This is a genomic window from Phycicoccus sp. DTK01 (genome assembly GCF_017312765.1).
In the GTDB taxonomy this organism is placed as follows: Bacteria; Actinomycetota; Actinomycetes; order Actinomycetales; family Dermatophilaceae; genus Phycicoccus; species Phycicoccus jejuensis.
This window is the reverse complement of record NZ_BOPU01000048.1, coordinates 1-546: the sequence shown is the minus strand read 5'-3', so window position 1 is coordinate 546 and position 546 is coordinate 1. Positions and strand designations below refer to the sequence as shown.

Here is a 546-nt window from a genome sequence, read left to right as displayed (position 1 = left end):
GTGACAAGGGAGGAGCAGTTCTGATGGCTACTGGAACCCCAGCCGCAGGGCTCCGCGAGCTCACCGAAGAAGAGCTGGTCACCCGGCTTCGTGAGTCGAAGGAAGAGCTGTTCAACCTTCGTTTCCAGATGGCAACGGGTCAGATGGACAACAACCGTCGACTTCGTACCGTTCGTCACGAGATCGCGCGTATCTACACCGTTCTGCGTGAGCGTGAGCTCGGGCTGGCCGTTGGTCCGGACGCAGGTGACGCGGCATGAGTGAGGAAAAAGCAGTGAGCACTGAAGAGCGCGGCAGCCGCAAGGTCCGCACCGGATACGTCGTCTCCGACAAGATGGAGAAGACGATCGTGGTCGAGCTCGAAGACCGGGTCAAGCACCCGCTCTACGGCAAGATCATCCGGCGCACCAGCAAGGTGAAGGCGCACGCCGAGAACGGCGTCGCAGGCATCGGTGACCGCGTGCAGCTGATGGAGACCCGTCCGCTGTCCGCGACCAAGCACTGGCGTCTCGGCGAGGGCCCCGAGAAGGCCAAGTAAGAAACCGA

Annotated in this window: 2 protein-coding genes; both read left to right on the top strand. The window is 62.1% G+C overall.

The window, feature by feature from the left end:
- Window positions 1–23 precede the first annotated feature (23 nt).
- Entirely contained in the window at window positions 24–260 is a 237-nt protein-coding gene (gene rpmC / locus J3473_RS19330; protein WP_207025420.1) for a 50S ribosomal protein L29, read from the top strand.
- Entirely contained in the window at window positions 257–538 is a 282-nt protein-coding gene (gene rpsQ / locus J3473_RS19325; RefSeq protein WP_207025419.1) for a 30S ribosomal protein S17, read from the top strand. Before rpmC ends, rpsQ begins: the two co-directional genes overlap by 4 nt.
- Window positions 539–546 lie beyond the last annotated feature (8 nt).